Origin of the sequence: Spongiactinospora sp. 9N601 (assembly GCF_044326295.1) — a bacterium.
GTDB classification, from domain to species: Bacteria; Actinomycetota; Actinomycetes; order Streptosporangiales; family Streptosporangiaceae; genus Spongiactinospora; species Spongiactinospora gelatinilytica.
In genome coordinates, this window is record NZ_JBIRBB010000025.1 from 46,676 (window position 1) to 61,083 (window position 14,408).

13 protein-coding genes are annotated in these 14,408 nt (G+C 71.8%); 11 read left to right on the forward strand and 2 right to left on the reverse strand.

The annotated features are described in order from the left end of the window. The 7 genes from ACH34R_RS40025 to ACH34R_RS40055 all read left to right on the forward strand — a co-directional run bounded on the left by ACH34R_RS40025 (position 1) and on the right by ACH34R_RS40055 (position 9,560). Complete coding sequence (locus ACH34R_RS40025) at positions 1 to 1,980, forward strand: hypothetical protein (protein ID WP_397566832.1); 1,980 nt, start codon at positions 1 to 3, stop codon at positions 1,978 to 1,980. Beyond that, positions 1,977 to 2,876: an ABC transporter ATP-binding protein gene (locus ACH34R_RS40030; RefSeq protein ID WP_397566833.1), complete on the forward strand. Its 900-nt coding sequence runs from the start codon at positions 1,977 to 1,979 to the stop codon at positions 2,874 to 2,876. The genes ACH34R_RS40025 and ACH34R_RS40030 overlap by 4 nt, the downstream gene beginning before the upstream one ends. Continuing rightward, complete coding sequence (locus ACH34R_RS40035) at positions 2,873 to 3,634, forward strand: ABC transporter ATP-binding protein (protein ID WP_397566834.1); 762 nt, start codon at positions 2,873 to 2,875, stop codon at positions 3,632 to 3,634. Before ACH34R_RS40030 ends, ACH34R_RS40035 begins: the two co-directional genes overlap by 4 nt. Continuing rightward, positions 3,631 to 4,257 carry a hypothetical protein gene (locus ACH34R_RS40040; protein ID WP_397566835.1) on the forward strand — a complete coding sequence of 209 codons (627 nt, stop codon included), beginning with the start codon at positions 3,631 to 3,633 and terminating at the stop codon, positions 4,255 to 4,257. Before ACH34R_RS40035 ends, ACH34R_RS40040 begins: the two co-directional genes overlap by 4 nt. Before the next feature lie 77 nt (positions 4,258 to 4,334). Next, on the forward strand, positions 4,335 to 5,348 hold the full coding sequence (locus ACH34R_RS40045; RefSeq protein WP_397566836.1) for an amidohydrolase family protein: 1,014 nt from the start codon (positions 4,335 to 4,337) through the stop codon (positions 5,346 to 5,348). A 466-nt stretch (positions 5,349 to 5,814) separates the two neighbouring features. Then, positions 5,815 to 6,645: an IclR family transcriptional regulator C-terminal domain-containing protein gene (locus ACH34R_RS40050; protein WP_397566837.1), complete on the forward strand. Its 831-nt coding sequence runs from the start codon at positions 5,815 to 5,817 to the stop codon at positions 6,643 to 6,645. Positions 6,646 to 7,316: 671 nt separating this feature from the next. Beyond that, positions 7,317 to 9,560, forward strand: coding sequence for a M4 family metallopeptidase (locus ACH34R_RS40055; protein WP_397566838.1), 2,244 nt, complete (start codon positions 7,317 to 7,319; stop codon positions 9,558 to 9,560). A 3-nt stretch (positions 9,561 to 9,563) separates the two neighbouring features. Here ACH34R_RS40055 and ACH34R_RS40060 read toward each other — a convergent pair whose 3' ends face one another. Continuing rightward, a complete protein-coding gene (locus ACH34R_RS40060) occupies positions 9,564 to 10,118 on the reverse strand; it encodes a GlxA family transcriptional regulator (protein WP_397566839.1) in 555 nt (184 codons plus the stop codon). Positions 10,119 to 10,123: 5 nt separating this feature from the next. Between ACH34R_RS40060 and ACH34R_RS40065 the strand changes: the two genes are divergently transcribed. Continuing rightward, the gene (locus ACH34R_RS40065) at positions 10,124 to 10,588 is read left to right on the forward strand and encodes a DJ-1/PfpI family protein (RefSeq protein ID WP_397566840.1); all 465 of its coding nucleotides are present in this window, start codon (positions 10,124 to 10,126) and stop codon (positions 10,586 to 10,588) included. 92 nt (positions 10,589 to 10,680) lie between these two features. On the opposite strand, the gene aztA is transcribed toward ACH34R_RS40065, so the two are convergent. Continuing rightward, on the reverse strand, positions 10,681 to 11,433 hold the full coding sequence (gene aztA / locus ACH34R_RS40070; RefSeq protein ID WP_397566841.1) for a zinc ABC transporter ATP-binding protein AztA: 753 nt from the start codon (positions 11,431 to 11,433) through the stop codon (positions 10,681 to 10,683). A gap of 50 nt (positions 11,434 to 11,483) precedes the next feature. Between aztA and aztB the strand changes: the two genes are divergently transcribed. From aztB to aztC, 3 genes are read left to right on the forward strand one after another with little or no spacing between them, the layout of a single operon-like run. Beyond that, positions 11,484 to 12,323 carry a zinc ABC transporter permease AztB gene (aztB, locus tag ACH34R_RS40075; protein ID WP_397566842.1) on the forward strand — a complete coding sequence of 280 codons (840 nt, stop codon included), beginning with the start codon at positions 11,484 to 11,486 and terminating at the stop codon, positions 12,321 to 12,323. Further along, the gene (locus ACH34R_RS40080; RefSeq protein ID WP_397566843.1) at positions 12,320 to 13,474 is read left to right on the forward strand and encodes a hypothetical protein; all 1,155 of its coding nucleotides are present in this window, start codon (positions 12,320 to 12,322) and stop codon (positions 13,472 to 13,474) included. The genes aztB and ACH34R_RS40080 overlap by 4 nt, the downstream gene beginning before the upstream one ends. Further along, positions 13,471 to 14,385 (forward strand): zinc ABC transporter substrate-binding protein AztC, encoded by a 915-nt coding sequence (aztC, locus tag ACH34R_RS40085; RefSeq protein WP_397566844.1) that lies wholly within the window; start codon positions 13,471 to 13,473, stop codon positions 14,383 to 14,385. Before ACH34R_RS40080 ends, aztC begins: the two co-directional genes overlap by 4 nt. Positions 14,386 to 14,408: the final 23 nt, after the last annotated feature.

The window sequence follows — 14,408 nt, forward strand, 5'->3', positions numbered from 1 at the left end:
ATGACGGCCGAGCAGATCCTCGCCTTCCTGGCGCTCGGGCTCGGGTACGGCGCGCTGATCGCCGGGCTGGCGACGGGGATGGTGGTGACGTACCGCTCGTCGGGGGTCATTGACATCGCGGCGGGCGCCACCGCGGCCTTCTCCGCCTACACCTACTCCGAGCTGCGTACGACGGGTACGCTGATTCTCCCGCAGATCCGCCTGACGGCCGGTGGCGAGCCGCTCGCCGCCCTGCCCGCGCTCGCGGTCGGCCTGGCGGTGGCGGCGGGCCTCGGCATGCTCCAGTACCTGCTGTTGTACCGGCCGCTGGCGGAGGCGGGGCCACTGGCCAAGATCGTGGCGGCGTCGGGCGTCCTGCTGACGGTGCAGGCGGTGATCGTCCTGCGCTGGGGCGCCGACCCCGTCACCGCTCCGGCGGTCCTGCCGCAGGAGCCGGTCGCCCTGCTCGGCGTTTCGATCCCGGCGGACCGCCTGCTGCTGGCCGGCCTCGTGGTCGCCGCGACGATCCTGCTCTGGGCGCTCTACCGCGTCACCCGCTTCGGAATCGCGACACGGGCCGCCGCCGACAGCGGAAAGGGCGCGGTGCTCCTCGGGCTGTCCACCGCCCGCCTGGAGTGCGCCAACTGGATGATCGCGAGCGTACTCGGCGGGCTCTTCGGCATGCTCGCGGCCCCGACGACCCAGCTCCAGCCGGTGACCTTCACCCTCCTGGTCGTCCCTGTGCTGACCGCAGCCCTGCTCGGCGGCTTCGCGTCGTTCGGCGTCACCGTCGCCACGGCGTTCGGGCTCGGGGCCGTCAACTCGCTGATCGCCCTGTTCCAGGGGCAGCCATGGTTCCCCACGGTGGACGGCGGGCCGCTGCCGGGCGTGGCCGAGCTGGTGCCGTTCCTCGTACTGGCCGTCGCGCTCTACCTCCGGGGACGCACGCTGCCGGACCGGCTGACGCAGGCCGCGCCGGCCATGCCGCGCGCCCCCCGGCCCCGGCGCGCGGGGCCCGCCGCCCTCGCCGCCGCGGCCGTCGCCGTCCTGGCCCTGGCCGGGCTCCCGTTCGACTGGCGGCAGGCGCTGATCAACTCGATGCTCGGGGCGGTGCTCTGCCTGTCCGTCGTCGTCACGACCGGCTTCGTGGGCCAGATCTCCTTCGCCCAGATGGCCGTGGCCGGGGCCGCCGGGTACGTCACCGCCGCCGCGGGGACGGACGCGGGCCTCCCGTTCCCCCTGCCCCCGGTCGCAGGCGTCGCGGCGGCGGTGGCGGTCAGCCTGCTGTTCTCGCTGCCCGCCCGCCGGGTGCGCGGTCTCCAGCTCGCCGTGCTGACGCTGGCCGGGGGCGTGGCCGCGCAGCGGTTCTGGTTCGGCAACCCGCAATGGGGCAGCGGCCTGCGGCCCGCGAACGTCGAGCCCGTCTCGGTCTTCGGCCTGGAGATCTCGCCGGCCCGGTCGTTCTGGGGCACCGAGCCGCCGAGCCAGGGGTTCGGACTCCTCGTGCTCGCCGTCCTGCTGGGGTGCGCGCTGCTCGTGGTCGCGCTGCGGCGCTCGGCCCTCGGTGCCCGCATGCTGGCCGTCCGGTCGAGCGAGGCCGCCGCCGCTGCCGCGGGCGTGAACGTGGGGGCCGCCAAGACCGCCGCCTTCGCGATCGGCGGCATGCTCGCGGGCACCGCCGGAGTACTGTACGGCTACAACTTCTCCGGCGTCAGCGCCGACCGCTTCGGGCCGCTGATCTCCATCGCGTTCTTCGCGGTCGCCGTGCTGGGCGGTGTCGGGACGGTCGGCGGCGCGCTCGTCGGCGGCCTGCTGGTGTCGCAGGGCCTGCTGTTCCACGCCGTCACGACCTGGACGGGGATGAGCCCGGACTACCAGCCCCTGTTCGCGGGGCTCGCCGTGATCCTCACCGTGATCGGGTCGCCCGACGGCGTCGCCGTGACCGTCTCCGACGCCGTGCGGGGCCTGCGCGGGCCACGCCGCGCGATGGGGGAGTCGTGACTGCGTCCGGCGCGCTACTGCGCGCTGAGGCCGTCTCCCTGCATTACGGCGGCGTGCGCGCGCTGCACGAGGTGGACGTCGAGATCGCGCCGGGGGAACTGGTCGGGATCATCGGACCGAACGGCGCGGGGAAGAGCACGCTGCTCGACGCGATCACCGGGTTCGCCTCGCTCAGCGGCGGCTCCCTCACGTTCGCCGGGCGCGACGTCCGCGGGTGCGGGCCGTCGGAACGGGCCCGCCTGGGGATGGCGAGAACCTGGCAGACCCTGCAACTCTTCGAGGACCTGACCGTCGCGGAGAACGTCCGGGTGGCGGCGCACGGCCGGGCCCGCGACGCCGAGGGCGACGTCCTCGCGCGCCTCGGCATCAGCGCTCTGGCCGACAGGCTGCCCGGCGAGCTGCCGCACGGCCGCCGTGTGCTGGTCGGCGTCGCCCGCGCGCTGGCCGCGGATCCCACGCTGCTGCTCATGGACGAGCCCGCGGCAGGGCTGGACTCGCGCGAGCGCGGCCTGCTGGGCGGGATGCTGCGCGACGTCGCCGCCTCCGGCGCGTCGGTCGTCCTTGTCGACCACGACATGCCGCTCGTCCTCGGGATCTGCGACCGTGTGTACGTCCTCGACTTCGGCGTGGTCATAGCGGCCGGCGAGCCCGCGGCGGTGCGGAACGACCCCGGGGTCGTCGCGGCCTACCTCGGCACCGACGACGCGGAGCCGGAGAGTGAGCGTGGCTCCGGAAACGACGGGGAGCCGGGCGGCGAGGGAGGCCGCGAGTGGGATCACGAGTACGGCCGGGGGACCGTTCCCGCCCCGGGCGCACAAACCGGGCTGGAGACGCGACGGGGGACACGAGACGACGGGTGGCGCCGCGGCGGCCGTCCGGCCGGGGAGGCGCCGTGAGCCTGCTGGACGTGAGGGGCCTGTCGGCCGGGTACGCGGCGGTGCCCGTCGTGCGCGACGTCAGCCTCTCGGTGGAGCCGGGCGAGCTGGTGGCCCTGCTCGGCGCGAACGGCGCGGGCAAGACCACGACGCTCCTCGCGATCTCCGGGCTGGTGAGCACATACGCGGGCGAGATCCGGCTGGACGGCCGGACGCTCGCCGGGCTGGCCCCCGCGCGGCGGGCTCGCGCCGGCGTCCAGCACGTCCCCGAGGACCGCTCGCTCTTCCCGTCGCTGACCGTGGACGAGACGATCAGGCTCGCCGCCGGGACCAGAAGGCCGCCAGGGTGGCTGCTCGGGTACTTCCCCGCGCTGCGGCGGCTCGGTGGGCGCAGGGTCGCCGCGCTCTCCGGCGGGGAGCAGCAGATGCTCGCCCTCGCGCGGGCCCTGTGCCGCGACCCGCGCCTGCTCATCGTGGACGAGATGAGCCTCGGGCTCGCCCCGATGGTCGTCAACGCGTTCTTCCCCGTGCTCCGCCGGATCGCGGCCGAGCGGGGGTGCGGGGTGGTCATCGTCGAGCAGCACGTCCACCTGGCCCTGCGCTGGGCGGACCGCGTCTACGTCATGGCCGGTGGGACAGTGGCGGCCTCGGGTACCGCGGACGAGATGCGGCCGAGGATCGACGACGTCGCCGGCGCCTACCTCGGGGACGCGGCGGCACCGCCGTCCGCGCCCGGATCAGCCGGCCCGCACGCGGGTCGGGAAGGAGAGAAACCATGAAGGTCTTCGACGTCCGGGACATCACCACCGGCGTGGACGCCGCGCTCGCCGTGGTCGAGAACCCGCGGCACCGGCACATGCTGAAGAACTACCGCCGGCACGCACTGCTGGAGGTGTCGGGGTTCTGGGAGGACATCCTCACGCCGGCCATGACGGTGGACCACCCCGTCTACCGGATCACCGAGCGGGGGCGGACCACGGTGTGCGACGGCATGGCCGAGGTCCGCGCCTTCTACTCGGCCATCGTCTCGGAGGGGGCCAACGTGTTCGGCGCTCTTGACGAGCAGGTGGCGGTCTCGGACCACGGCGTCTTCATCGAGGCGGTGTTCGCCCAGGTGGTCCGCGGCACCGACCCGGCGCTCGCGGGCGAGGACGCCGAGCCCGAGGGCACCTACCAGATCTCGCACAACTTCGCGGCGAGCTGGCCCTACCGGGACGGACGGCTCGTGGGCGAGTTCATCTACGACGACAGCGGAAGCTGGCGGGTGGACGAGGTGGACCCGTCCGCGCTCGTCGCACCGGCCGAGGCGCGCGCGCTGCTGGCGCCGAACCTGGCCAGGAGCCCGCTCGCGGAGATCGAGGAGGGCCTCGCCCTGTTCACCGGGGCGCGGCGGCGCGTGTAGGCCCTAGCCCCCGCCCCCTGCCCTTCGCCCTGGACACCTTCGCGGACGCACGACCTCACAGAAAGGCGGGCCCGCCCATGGCCGCCGCGCAGCCCACGACCACCGCCCTCACGCAGGGAAGCACCTACCCCACCGGGGGATACATCGACGTCCACGCGCACTTCTCCCCGCCGAGCACGCAGGACGAGCGCCTGCGGGGGTGGCAGGCCATGCTCGGCAGGGGAATCTACTTCCCGGAACCCCACGAATGGTCCTTGGAACGGACGCTCGCGTACATGGACGCGTCCGGGACCGACATGCAACTCCTGAGCAACATCCCGGGTGCCCTGCCCGCCCTCCGCGCCTCGAACGACTACGGGGCGCGGCTCGTCGCGGACCACCCGTCGCGGTTCGGCCTCCTGGCGGCGCTTCCCACCGACGACCCGGAGGCCGCCGTGCGCGAGGCCGTCCGGGCCCGCGAAGACCTCGGAGCCGAGGGTTTCGCCGTCACCGCCTGCTATAACGGCGTCCACCTGGGCGACGAGTCGCTGGCGCCGCTGTGGACGCGGCTCAATGACTGGGGCGCCGTGGTGTTCGTACACCCGGACGCCCGCCGCCCTCCGGTTCTCGACCACCCCGCCCCGCTGTACGAGGTGGCCTTCGAGACCGCCAGGACCGTCTTCGACATGCTGTTCCGCAAGACGTTCACGCGGTACCCGGACATCACCTTCGTCATCGCCCACTGCGGCGGCGCCTTTCCGGCGCTGACCGGACGGCTCAGGCTGCTCGGCGCGGAGGCGTGGGTGCCCCAGGGCATCACGGCGGACGAAATCGACGCGCAGCTCGGGTCGGTCTATGTGGACATGGCGGCGACCGCCGCGGCGGAGTCGCTGCTGCCCGCCGTGGCGACCGTGGGCGCGGGGCGCATCGTGTACGGCAGCGACTGGGGCGCCCCGTGTACGACGGAGGCGTCGGCCGACGCGAACCTGCGGGGCCTCGTGCAGTGCGGCGCCCTGTCCTCGGAGGAGGTCGAGGGCGTGCGGCGGCGTGCGGCGGACCTCTTTCCCGCCGCCGCGGCACGGCTGGCCCGCGCCACTGCCGGGCGTCCCTGAACTGGGCGGTCGCGCCGCCGTCGACGTTCGAGAACCGGGTCTGCGCGACCGTTGAGCACACCAGGGCCTTGGACGGCCGAGCCACCGCTCGGCACTCCGAGACCTTGGGTGTGCGCCGGACGCATCCGAGCCGGTTCCGGGCGACCGCCCGCCCCGCCCCCACCGGCCCCCGGTGTCCTGGACGCCGGGGGCCTCGCCATGGGGCAGAGGTGCCGCGGCCGTGGCGGCGAACCCCCGGGTCCGCCGACTGACGCCTGGCCGGACGCGGCCGGCGGGTCCAGGCCGCCGAGACCCTGGGACCAGTCCTCCTCGCCCTCACCGGCCGGTTTCCAGGTCCCCGCCGCCGGGATCCAGCCGGGAGCCTGTCACAGGCTGCCGCCGCTCAGCGGTCGCCTGGCCGTATGGCGGTTCAAAGGGGCGGGCGCGCCCGCTACCCTGGCACCCGGAGCCCGACGAAAGGACCCAGATGCCACGCGACAACGCCGGCCCCGACTTCATCGAGGCGCTGGCCCGCGGGCTCGACGTGCTCAGGTGCTTCGGGTCACGCCGCGTGCCGATGTCCCTCACCGACATCGCGACCGCCACCGGCCTGGCCCGGCCGACCGCGCGCCGCATCATCCTCACGCTCGAACACCTCGGGTACGTCCGTCCGACCCCCGAAGGCGTCGTCCTCACCCCTCGCGTGCTTGAACTGGGCATGGCCTACACCCTCTCCACCGGGCTCTGGGAGGTCGCCCACCCGCACCTGCGCGACCTCGTCACCCACACGGACCAGGCCGCGTCCGTGGCTCAGCTCGACGGGTCCGACATCCTCTACGTCGCACGCGTCGAGGTCCCCAAGGTCGTCTCCGTCCGTGTGGACGTCGGGGCCCGCCTCCCCGCCGCGAGCACGGCCCTCGGGAAGGTCCTCCTCGCCTCTCTCGACGCGGACGGCCTCCGCGCCGCCCTGGAGACCCCGACGCGGTCGCCGGTCACCCCGCGCAGGCAGCGGACGGCCGAGGACCTGGACGCCGAGCTGCGCGAGATTCGGGCCAGGGGCTGGGCCTCGACCGACGAGGAGGTCGCGGCCGGGATCCGGTCCGTCGCGGCCCCGCTGCGCGACGGCGACGGGAGGACCATCGCGGCCGTCAACATCACGGCCATCACCGCCGAGGTCAGCCAGGAACGGCTGATCGAAGAACTGCTCCCGCTCGTGCTCAGCGCGGCGAGCGCGATCAGCCGCGAGTACGAGCTGATCCACTCCGCGCCGCAGCGCGTCGTCGCCCCTGGACGCACCGCCTCCCCCGCCCGAGGGTGACCCTCGCCGCGGACGTCGATACCACGCGTGGCGGCCTGTCACCCGCGTGCGCGGCGGCCCTTGCGCGGTGAGGTGACCGACGAGTCTGCCACTTGCTGCCCGGTGTCGAAACCAGCACGGCGCCCCGGATGAGGCCGGCCGAACGCTTGGGCGAGGTCAGGTTCTGACCGCCGGTGGAACCGAGTTCCTTGATCTCGACGAGGAGTTGCCGAACCGGCACAGCGGGGTCCTCAGCCCGGCGTTGGGCACGTCCCAGCAGCCCGGCACCCTGGTCGAGCAGGGCATGGACCTGCTGCCGGTGCTCGCGTGCAGCGCCCTCGCCGTCCGGCCGGTGCCGATCCTTCAAGCAGATGACAGTGCCCGGTCCTCGGCACCCCATAACACAGTGCTATATAGCAGACCTTCACATAACACCATGCTATGGAAACTTGTGGGGTTACTACTCCAAAGCGGTGAGTGCGAGCCTGACGCAACCCGGCCGGGCTCCTTCGCACCCCCCAAGGAGCCATGTGAACCCCAAAATCAGGCGAGGTGGCGTCGCCGTACTGGCGACCGTCGCCCTCACCGTGTCGCCCATGTCCGCTCCAACATGGGCATCAGACCTACCGCAAACCGAGCGTGCATCTGCCCCGACCAAAGCCCAATCTCAAGGCCCCGCACAGCCCCTCGCCGTGACCGCCGCTCCAGACCCGAGACAGCGCGCCAAAGCCCTGTCGAGCGGGGAGAACGCGCTCACGGCCGCCGCCGATGAGCTCAAGGTGGCGCCGTCGGACGACTTCCAGCTGGAACGAGCCATCTCCGGCGCTCGCGGCGTGCAGTACCTGACCTACACGCGGCTCCACAAGGGCCTGCCGGTATATGGCGGCGAGGCGATCGTCACCACGGACATATCTGGTCAAGTCGTCCATTCGGTAACCACTGGCCAGCAGACCGAACTGGCGGTGACCTCCACCCCGAAGATCACCGCCGATCAGGCGGCGCTGACCGCACGCAAGCGGCTGACAAAGGTCGAGACCGTCGGCACGCCGACCCTGGCGATCTACGCGGCGACGAAGAACCCGCGGCTCGCGTGGGCGGTCGATGTCACCGGCAGGACCGAGAACGCCCCCAGCGTCCAGCACGTGTACGTCGACGCCGTCAACGGCAAGGTCGTCGACGCCTGGGACGACGTCCGGGCGGGCATGGGGAACAGCCACTACAACGGCAACCCGGTGACGATCACCACGTCGGGCTCCGGCAGCAGCTACTCGATGTCCGACAGCACCCGCCCCGGCCTGCGGTGCGGCGGCATGAACGGCCAGACCTACACCGGCACCGACGACAACTGGGGCACCGGAGCCGGCACCAATCTGGAGACCGCCTGCGTCGATGCGATGTTCGGGGCGCAGAAGGAATGGGACATGCTCCGCGAGTGGCTCGGCCGTAACGGGATCAACGGCTCGGGCGCTCACTACCCCATTCGCGTCGGCCTCAATGACGTCAACGCCTTCTGGTACGGCACCTACACCGAGTTCGGCCACAACTCCAGCAACACCCGCCAGGCCGTGGCGATGGACGTGGTGGGCCACGAGTTCGGTCACGGCGTCTTCCAGTACTCCGGCAGCGGCGGGTCCGGCTCGGGCACCGAGACCGGCGGCATGAACGAGTCCACCGGCGACATCATGGGCGCGCTCACCGAGCACTACGTCAACCACCCGGCCAGCCTCGACCCGCCGGACTACCTGGTCGGCGAAGAGGTCAACCTGGCCGGATCCGGCGAGATCCGCAACATGTACAACCCGCAGGCCAAGGGCCACCCGAACTGCTACAGCTCATCGCCTCCGTCGGGCGTCCACGCTGCGGCGGGACCGCAGAACCACTGGTTCTACCTACTGGCCGAGGGCACCAACCCCGCGGGCAAGCCGGCCAGTCCGGTCTGCTCCGGCCCCACGCCACTGACCGGCATCGGCATCCAGAAGGCCGGCCAGATCTTCCTGGGCGGCCTGAACACCAAGACCGCTCCGTGGAACCACGCCAAGGCGCGCATCGCCACGCTGAACGCCGCCAAGTCGCTGTTCCCGGGTAGCTGCACCGAGTTCAACGCGACGAAGGCCGCCTGGACCGCGGTGAACGTCCCGGCGACGAACGACCCGACCTGCACCTCACAGAACAACGACTTCTCGGTCGCCCTCAACCCGGCCTCGGGAAGCGTCAACGCGGGCGAGGCCGCCCAGAGCACGCTGAACACCACGGTCACCGCCGGCAGCGCGCAGCCGGTCAGCCTGCGCACGACCGGCACGCTGCCCACGGGCGTCTCGGTCACCTTCACCCCGGCCACCATCCAGTCCGGCCAGACTTCGACCGTGCGGGTGAGCACCACCTCAAGCACCCCTTCGGGCACGCACTCCATCCGGATCCTCGCCGACGGCGCGTCCGCCGACAAGGAGACGACCTTCTCACTGAACGTGGGCACGATCCAGCAGGACGACTACTCGATCGCCCTCAACCCGGCCTCGGCAAGCGTCAACGCGGGCGAGGCCGCCCAGACCACGCTGAACACCACGGTCACCAACGGCAGCCCGCAGCCCGTCGCGCTCTCCGCGGGCACCCTGCCGACGGGCGTGACCGTCACGTTCAGCCCGGCCACCATCACCGCCGGCCAGTCATCGACGGTGACCATCGCGACCTCTGCCGGCGCACCTGCGGGCACGCACACCATCAGCCTGAACGGTGACGGAACCTCGGCCGACCGCTCCGCCTCCTTCAGCCTGACCGTGAACGAAGTCGGCGGAGAGACCTCCTGGGCGACGTGGAGTTCGTACACCACGGGCCAGGTAGTGACCTATCAGGGCGTCTCCTACCGGTGCATCCAGGCGCACACATCGCTGCCTGGATGGGAGCCGCCGAACGTACCGGCCCTGTGGGGTCGCGTCTAGCACCTAGCAGATCCGGTACGGCTTACGCCCCGTCCGCACCAGCCCCATCGGGGGGTGGATGGATGGGGCGTAAGCATGTCCGGGAACGGGCAAAGTCAGCAGGAGCGGATGCGGGTTCCGCGGACGCAACCCGACCTGTCTGGCGAAATGGTGCCGTAGGGCCTCGACCGAACCGAATCCCGTTATCCGCGCGATCCGCTCCACTGGCAGGCCGGTTGTCTCCAGCAGTTCCCTGGCCCGCCGCACACGCTGGTCGAGCAGCCATTGCAGCGGGGTCATGCCCAGCCTGGCGCGGAAGCGGCGCGACAGGCTGCGCGTACTCATGGCGGCCTGCGCCGCGATGTCGGCCAGGGTCAGCGGCTTGTCCAGGTTGTCGTGCATCCACTGCAGGGCCGGGGCCAGATCGTCGGGGTCGCCCTCGGGGTCGCGGTGCTCGATGAACTGGGCCTGGCCCCCGGAGCGCTGCGGCGGCATGACGATCGCCCGGGCGGCGTCGGCCGCGGTGGCCGCGCCGAGGTCTCGTCGCACCATGTGCAGGCACAGATCCAGCCCTTCCACGGGCGGTGACCACCGCGTCTGGGGCCGAGATCACCGTCCGGGCCCCCTGGTCGCCCGGCACCGCAGACGTGATCTTGGTGCCAGGAGGCGGTTACGGCGAGGGCTCCGGCGTGGATCGCGAGATGATCCGCGGCGCGCTGCCGCGTGCACTGGCCTCGGCTGCCCGGCCTGGCCTCATCCTGGCGGCGGTGTGCACCGGCACGCAACTGCTCGCCGCGGCCGGGCTCACCGACGGCCGCCCCTGCGCCACCCACCACATCGCCGAAGACGACGTTCGAGCGCGAGGTGGCGACGTCGTCAGGGCCAGAGTCGTCGACGACGGCGACCTGGTCACCTCCGGCGGCGTCACCTCTGGCCTCGACCTGGGATTGTGGCTGGCCGAACGTTTCTACGGCCCGCAGGCCGCGCTGCTGGCCGAGGAGGTGCTGGAGTACCAGCGCCGCGGCACAGTCTGGCGCGCCGTGCAGTGACCCCTTCGTCCCCCCGGCAATCGACATGACCCAGCCCGCGCGCGCCGTGGGATTTGCCGGGGGGTATCGTCCCGCAGCCCGCGACCCTGTGCTCATCCCGAGCCCTCTCCATCCCGCAGGAGTGTGGCTTCATGCCGCGTGGTCGCGTCATGGAGCCCATGGAACACCCGGCCCAGTGCCTGCGGCGTCAGGACGGAGCCGGGCAGGCCCTGGGCCAGGAGTCGTCCTCTGTCGAGGAGGAGGCAGTGGTCGGCACGCATGGCCAAATCCAGGTCGTGTGTGGCGTGGACGACCGTGACGCCTCGCGCCTTGTCGCGGTCGAGTGCGGCGATGATGTGCTGCCTGGCGCTGGCGTCCAGGCCGGTCGTGGGTTCGTCCAGCAGGAGCAGTGCGGGCTCCTGGGCGAGCCCTTGGGCGACGAGGACGCGCTGGCGCTGACCTCCTGACAACGTGCCCAGCCGGCGCGGGGCCAGGTCGGAGACGTCCAGCATGGCCATGCAGGCGTCGACGATCGCCCAGTCGTGCGGCCTCAGCCGCCTCCACGGGCCGCGCAGGGCCCAGCGCCCCATCGCCACCGTTTCCCGCACGGTGATCGGCAGGGAATCGGAGATGGCGTCACGTTGGACCACGAAGCCGGGGCGGCCATTGGCCGGGCGCTCGACCGTGCCGCCTGACGGGCGTACGGTCCCGGCGAGCACACCCAGCAGCGTCGACTTGCCGGACCCGTTCGGTCCGACGACAGCGGTCACACCGGGGCGTGGTAACCGGGCCGAGAGCCCGTGCAGGACCGTCTTGCGGCCGTAGCCCGCCGTGACCTCGCTGATCACGACTCCGTCGACCGCCATGAGACCCCCTCTTGAGAATGACAACGGTTTTCATTGTAGGGTATTGCCTCATGGATTGGTTGTTTGATCCCTTTCAGGTGTCCTTTGTCCGGCAAGCGCTATGGGCAGGCATCCTGGTGTCGCTGCTCTGCGCGTCGGCCGGTACCTGGGTGGTGCTGCGCGGCCTGGCGTTCCTGGGCGACGCGATGTCCCACGGCATGCTCCTGGGAGTGGCGGTCGCGTCGATGGCCGGAGCGAACATCCTGCTCGGCGCACTGCTGAGTGCCGGCGGGATGGCGATCGGGGTCGGCCTCCTCGGCCGGTCGGGCCGGCTGTCGCAGGACACCAGCATCGGGCTGCTGTTCGCGGGGATGTTGTCGCTGGGCGTGATCGTGGTCTCGCATTCCCAGTCCTTCGCGGTGGACCTGACCGGGTTCCTGTTCGGTGACGTACTGGCGGTCGAGGGGCGGGATCTGGCCCGGCTGGGTGTCGCGCTCGCGGTGACGGCGCTGGTGGCGGTGCTCGGGCATCGGATCTTCGTCGCGCTCGCCTTCGACGCGCGCAAGGCCCACACGCTGGGGATGCGTCCCCGGCTGGCACACGTCCTGATGCTCGGCCTGGTCACACTGGCGATCGTCGCCTCGTTCCACATCGTCGGGACACTGCTGGTGTTCGGGCTGCTGATCGGGCCGCCGGCCGCCGCCGCACTGTGGGCCCGGCGCATTCCGACGATCATGCTCGGAGCCGCGCTGCTCGGGATCGTCTCGACCGTGATCGGGCTGGTGGTGTCGTGGCACGCGGCCACCGCGGCGGGCGCCACGATCGCGGCGGTGGCCGTGGGGTTGTTCTTCCTGTCGGCGTTGGGCGATGGGCTGCGGCACCGGGTCTTGCGGAAGGCGGTAGCGCCGTGAGGCGGTGCACAGTCGTGGCGCTCGCCCTCGTCGGCCTGCTCGGAGGGTGTGCTCAGGAGAGCGGCAACGGCGCGGCACCGCGTGTGACGGACGAGGTTCCGCACGGATACGTCGAGGGCGCCGAGGAGATGGCCGAGCCGCAGTCCCGCCTCGTGCTGGCCGACGGCGATACGGGCAAGGTCCACGTGCTCGACCTGCTCACGGAGAAGACCACCGAGGTGGCCGAGGCCGAGGACGTGCGCGGTGTCGCCGGTGACGGCCGGTTCGCCTATGTCACCACCGGCACGGACGGGCTGCGCGTGATCGACAGCGGTGCCTGGGCCGTCGATCACGGCGATCATTTCCACTACTACCGGGCCGCGGCGCGTGATCTCGGTGCCGTTGCCGGGCGACCTCCGCACGACGCCGCCGCCGACACGGCGACCGCCGCCGTCCGGGGCGGCGACGGCACGGTCAAGCTGCTCGACCGTGCCCGCATGGAGAAGGGCGAACTCGTCGAGAAGGGAACCATCAAGGGTGCCGCCGCCGTGCCCTACCGGGGCCGCCTGCTGGTCGCCGAGGGCGGGGCCGTACGGGTCGAAGGAGGCGCTGACGTCGGCGCCTGCGTGGATGCGGCAGGTACGGCGGTGACACGGCGGGGCGTGCTCTTCGGATGCGCCGACGGGGCCCTCCTGGTCACCGAGAAGGGCGGTGCGTTCGATGGCGTGAAAATCCGATATCCGCGCAAGCCGGCCGAGGGCGACCGGGCGAAGGCGTTCCGGCATCGTCCGGGCAGCTCTACCCTGGCGGCCAGGGCCGGTGAGTCCGGGACATGGGTGCTCGACGTCGCCGCCCGAACGTGGAGACTCCTGAAGACCGGCCCCGTGGTCGCGGTGAGCGCGGCGGGTGAGGACGCGCCGGTCCTGTCCCTGACCAAGGACGGCGTCCTGCACGCGCACGATCCCGCCTCCGGCAAGGAGACCGCCAGGACGAAGCTCCTGACCGGACCGCTGACCGGTGCGCCCGACCTCCAGGTGGACACCGGTCGCGCCTACGTCAACGACCCGGCCGGCAAGGCCGTCTACGAGATCGACTACAACGATGACCTCCGGCGAGCCCGCACGTTCAAGCCCGGCTTCACGCCCACCTACATGACGGAGACCGGACGATGACCCGGCCGCTGGCCCGGCTCGTGACGGCGATCGCGTTCGTGCTGGTGGCCGGATGCTCGGACACCGGCGAAACCGCCCCCAGCGTGGTCGTCACCACCAACATCCTCGGTGACGTCACGCGCACCATCATCGGTGACCAAGCCGAGGTCACCGTGCTGATGAAACCCGACTCCGACCCGCACTCCTTCGGCGTCTCCGCTCAGGAAGCCGCACTGATCGAGCGCGCCGATCTGATCGTCTACAACGGGCTCGGCCTGGAGGAAGGCGTGCTGCGCAACGTCGAGGCCGCCAGGCGGGCCGGCGTGCCCGCCCTGGCCGTGGCGGAGGGCGTCGACCCGATCCGCTTCACCGCCGACGAGACGGCGGGGCAGTTCGACCCCCACTTCTGGACGGACCCACGGCGCATGGCCAAGGCCGTGGACCTGATCGCGGAGCAGGTCGTCACGCACGTGGACGGCATCGACCCCGCCGCCGTCCGGGCCGCCGCCACGACCTACCGGTCCAGGGTCGAGCAGCTCGACTCGTGGGTCGAGCGGCAGGTCGCCACCATCCCGCCCCGGTCCCGCCGCCTGGTCACCAACCACCACGTCTTCGGCTACTTCGCTCAGCGGTACGGCTTCCAGGTCATCGGCGCGGTGATCCCCAGCGGCACGACCCTGGCCTCCCCGAGCGCCTCTGACCTGAAGTCGCTGACGGATGCGATCAGGTCGGCGAAGGTCAAGGCCATCTTCGCCGATTCCTCCCAGCCCGACCGCCTCGCCCAGGTCCTCGCCTCGGAAGCCGGTGTGGACGTCAAAGTCGTCCCGATGTTCTCCGAGTCACTGAGCCGCAGGTCACCGGGCGCGGCCACCTACCTCGACATGATCCGCAGCAACACCGAGGCCATGACCGACGGCCTCAACGGCCGTTGAGAAACCTCCTGCTCAGAAAGGCA

Bases quoted from the DNA above. Each gene is read 5' to 3' on its own strand.
- ACH34R_RS40025 (WP_397566832.1), top strand. From the start codon at position 1: ATGACGGCCGAGCAGATCCTCGCCTTCCTGGCGCTCGGGCTCGGGTAC.
- ACH34R_RS40040 (WP_397566835.1), top strand. From the start codon at position 3,631: ATGAAGGTCTTCGACGTCCGGGACATCACCACCGGCGTGGACGCCGCG.
- ACH34R_RS40045 (WP_397566836.1), top strand. From the start codon at position 4,335: ATGGCCGCCGCGCAGCCCACGACCACCGCCCTCACGCAGGGAAGCACC.
- ACH34R_RS40050 (WP_397566837.1), top strand. From the start codon at position 5,815: ATGCCACGCGACAACGCCGGCCCCGACTTCATCGAGGCGCTGGCCCGC.
- aztA (WP_397566841.1), bottom strand. From the start codon at position 11,433: ATGGCGGTCGACGGAGTCGTGATCAGCGAGGTCACGGCGGGCTACGGC.
- aztB (WP_397566842.1), top strand. From the start codon at position 11,484: ATGGATTGGTTGTTTGATCCCTTTCAGGTGTCCTTTGTCCGGCAAGCG.
- aztC (WP_397566844.1), top strand. From the start codon at position 13,471: ATGACCCGGCCGCTGGCCCGGCTCGTGACGGCGATCGCGTTCGTGCTG.